This window comes from Mesobacillus boroniphilus JCM 21738 (assembly GCF_000517385.1).
Taxonomy (GTDB): Bacteria; Bacillota; Bacilli; order Bacillales; family Cytobacillaceae; genus Mesobacillus; species Mesobacillus boroniphilus.
The window spans coordinates 1-3,248 of the sequence record NZ_BAUW01000167.1 but is presented as its reverse complement, the minus strand read 5'-3'; the positions used below and the strand labels follow the sequence as shown (position 1 = coordinate 3,248).

Genomic DNA, 3,248 nt, shown 5'->3' with positions numbered 1-3,248 from the left:
CTTGCGCTTTTTGTTCTTGGTAAGAATCTATCTTTATGTAATCATGATGAGCACACCATCAAGGATGAAAGACTTTGATATTTGTCATAAAATCTTCTCTTGCATACTTGAGGAGGCATTGAGTATCAATTATACTTAAGTAATGGAAACATGCTCTTATTTTCACAAACATTGAGGGGATTACGTTGAAGACAATTTACGATATCCAGCAGTTCCTGAAAAAATTCGGGACAATTATTTACATTGGTGACAGAGTGGCGGATCTAGAGCTCATGGGAGCTGAACTGAAGGAACTGTATAATTCTCAATTGATTGAGACAAAAGATTACCAGTCTGCGATTTTGCTTTTAAGACAAGAAATCCGGATGGAAAAAGAAAAAAACGCAAATGAGAAAAGGTGAATTAAAAATGGCTGAAAAGTGGCTTGTAGGTGTAGATTTAGGAGGAACAACAACCAAACTTGCTTTCATAAGTTTATATGGGGAAATCCTGCATAAATGGGAGATCCCAACAGATGTTTCTGACGAAGGGAAAAATATAACAGTCAATATCGCAAAGGCGATTGATGCGAAGCTTGAAGAGCTGGGACACTCAAAAAGTGAAATCATCGGGATTGGCATGGGGCACCTGGTCCGGTTGACCTTGCCACTGGCGTAATTTATGAAGCGGTGAACCTTGGATGGAGAGAGCCTTACCCATTAAAAGACTTGCTTGAAGTCGAAACATCGCTTCCCGCTGTAATCGATAATGACGCTAACTGTGCAGCACTTGGTGAAATGTGGAAAGGTGCTGGAAATGGTGCGAAAGATCTTGTGTGTGTCACTTTGGGAACAGGTGTAGGCGGCGGCGTTATCACGAATGGAGACATAGTCCACGGTGTCAGCGGTGCTGCTGGTGAGATAGGCCATATTACTTCTATGGCTGAAGGTGGGGCTCCATGTAACTGTGGCAAGACGGGTTGCCTGGAAACCATTGCATCAGCAACTGGAATTGTCCGAATTGCTACTGAAGCATTGAACGAAGGAACCCCAGCCGGAGAACTGGCAGCCGTGTATAAAGAAACTGGCTATGTTACGGCAAAAGATGTTTTTGATTCTGGAAAAAGAAACGACCAACTAGCGTTGAAAGTCATTGATTCAGTTGCTTTGCATCTGGGAATTGCTCTTGCCAATATCGCAAATACTCTTAATCCTGAAAAAATCGTACTTGGAGGCGGAGTTTCAAAAGCAGGAAATGTTTTGCTCGATCCAATTAAGGCACAATTTTTACGTAATTCTTTTCCTCGAGTAGCACAATCGACTGAAATAAGCATCGCAACATTGGGAAATGATGCGGGCGTAATCGGTGCTGCATGGCTGGTCAAGAACAAGATAGCACAAGCTTAATAAGCTTCCGGGAGTTTTGTTATAAAACTCCCTGTTTTTTTATTTAATAGGAAATTAGGAAATTATCACTAGCGTTGCATAAAGAAAATTAATTATTGTCAACCCAGAAATATCAACTAGTTGAATCAATTTCATAATTACTCTTTTGAAAATAGTATAGAGTGGCCCTGATTCGAAACTGCTCTTTAAAAAAATAGTCTTTAAACCAGGCTGTTGATTTGCGCTCCAGGCGCTTCGCTTTCCGCGGGGCCGGCGCTGAGCCTCCTCGCCGCTGCTGGCGTCTGCGGGGTCTCATCTGTCCGTCTGATCCCGCAGGAGTCTTCGCGCCTTCCGCTCCAATCAACAGGTTTTCTTCAGCGGGTTTGACTTACCAGGGCCAAGGAGTTAGGCTGCCACTGGTTGTGAACTTACTTGTTGATTGATGCGGTCTGCCGCTAATTTTGACGCATTGTAAACAATTGTAACCAGATCAAAATGAAGTTTTGCTTTTCTTCCCTTTCGATGTCGCACATTATTTAACTGGAAGAATTCCTTCAAATAGGCATTCACTCGTTCAACAGCTGTTCTTTCCGCGTAAAGAGACTTCCACTTTTCGGAACCCCTTGCCGGCGCGGTATATCTTCTAAGGTCTGTTTCAATCCTGACCTTGTAGACTTTTTGGCATAATGAATCCTGTGCCAGAGGACAGGATTCACACTCCTTTGGACGGGTATATTTCAGGGATTTGTATTTCTTATCATAGCTGTCATATCGGTAGGAGTGTTCCCTTACGCATGTCGGTGCGAAATGCTGGTCGTATCCCACCATTTCTCCTTCCCCACGTTTATTGTAGGCGATCACGGAGTGGGCATCCATCCGAAAAAGCTGTTGATAAATCGGCACGAAATCATAGCCGGCGTCCATACATCCGTGTTGAATGGAAAGTGGCAGTTCATGTACACCCTTTAATAATGGAATTGCGGCCTTCCCATCATTCAGGCTTCCTGAACTCATGATGGACTGAAGAATATATTGGCTCTTCGTTCCAACTGCCAGATGTGCCTTGTATCCATACCAAAAGACGTTCTTGCCTTCGCTGTTTTTCTTGATTCCCCAGGCAGGCTCGATCGGCATTTCGGATTGAAGTTCTTCAAGGGGTACATCAAGCTGGTCGGCGATGGTCTTTTCATAAAGGGTTTTGTTCAACTCTTCTTCCCGTATTTGTCGGTCATACTGTTCTTTTTCTTCTTTCTTTTTACGGCCCCGCTTTTTAGGTTCCGGCTTTGGCTTCTTTTCCTTTGCAGGTGCCTGGTCCCTTGCTTCAAAGTGGGAGGCGTCAATGGCGATATTTTCGTCGTCGATAAACCCTTCCTCGATGGCTTGAAGGAGGATGGATTCCTTCTCTTTTTCAAAGACGTTGGATTCAGAAAGTTTTTCAACCAAACGGGAATAAGATGCCTCGGAAGGGATCTGGTCCGAAACAAGGAATCCACATTCAAGGCGAAAGATGAAATCGTGTTTTAATCTTTTGACAAGATCTTTAACCGTCGGAATACGCTCCATCAGTCTGGCGACCAAAGAACAGACCATGGCAGCGTAATTGAGCTCGGTGGGTGCACCAAGCCAGGATTTTTTTGAAACAGCCGAGACCGCAGAATCCAGGTCAATAGTAGAGAAAACAGCCTCAAATCGTTGGGTAGGTTCCAAATCAAATAAATCTTGTATGCTAAATAGGCTTCCTTGTCTTATAATAGTCATAGGGAGTCACCACCGCTTTCGAATTGTTTTGGTCGTACTTAACTAATTCGATATTTGGGGAGGTACTCCTTTTTTCATGCTTTGAAAGCCTTGAAGCGTAAGGGATTAAAATTATGAAATTCATTC

At 43.5% G+C, this 3,248-nt stretch carries 2 protein-coding genes and 1 pseudogene; 2 read left to right on the top strand and 1 reads right to left on the bottom strand.

Annotated features, from left to right (window positions below; all coding sequences use genetic code 11):
* The first annotated feature begins 185 nt into the window (after positions 1-185).
* Both JCM21738_RS21280 and JCM21738_RS21275 read left to right on the top strand, forming a co-directional pair.
* Complete coding sequence (locus tag JCM21738_RS21280) at positions 186-401, top strand: YqgQ family protein (protein ID WP_023627321.1); 216 nt, start codon at positions 186-188, stop codon at positions 399-401.
* A gap of 7 nt (positions 402-408) precedes the next feature.
* Positions 409-1,385, top strand: a pseudogene (locus JCM21738_RS21275) (ROK family glucokinase).
* 384 nt (positions 1,386-1,769) lie between these two features.
* Here the strand turns inward: JCM21738_RS21275 and JCM21738_RS21265 are convergent.
* Positions 1,770-3,122, bottom strand: coding sequence for a transposase (locus JCM21738_RS21265; protein WP_023627324.1), 1,353 nt, complete (start codon positions 3,120-3,122; stop codon positions 1,770-1,772).
* Positions 3,123-3,248 lie beyond the last annotated feature (126 nt).

Coding starts and splice junctions, on each gene's coding strand:
- JCM21738_RS21265 (WP_023627324.1), bottom strand. CDS start 3,122: ATGACTATTATAAGACAAGGAAGCCTATTTAGCATACAAGATTTATTT.